The 241-nt window shown below is 66.8% G+C and carries 1 protein-coding gene; it reads right to left on the bottom strand.

Features of this window, described 5'->3' with window-relative positions; translation table 11 throughout:
• On the bottom strand, nucleotides 1–241 hold a 241-nt coding region (locus FW760_RS26070), incomplete at both ends, for a phosphopantetheine-binding protein (protein ID WP_446444128.1).

The raw sequence follows: 241 nt of genomic DNA, 5'->3' as shown, positions 1-241 counted from the left end.
TCCGCCAGGCGACTGTGTTCGAACAGCGTGCGCAAGGCCACGTCGAAGCCCAGCACCTGACGCACCCGCGAGATCACCTGGGTGGCCAGCAGCGAATGCCCGCCCAGCTCGAAGAAATCGTCGGTACGGCCGATACGCTCGCAGCCGAGCATCTGTTGCCAGAGGGCGGCGATCTGTTGTTCAAGTTCGCCCTGCGGCGCCACGTACTCGGCCTGCAGCAGGCTCGCATCCGGCGCCGGCA

This window comes from Pseudomonas sp. 1176_21 (genome assembly GCF_052850635.1).
The sequence above is the reverse complement of the archived record's forward strand: the minus strand, read 5'-3'. Positions and strand labels throughout refer to the sequence as shown.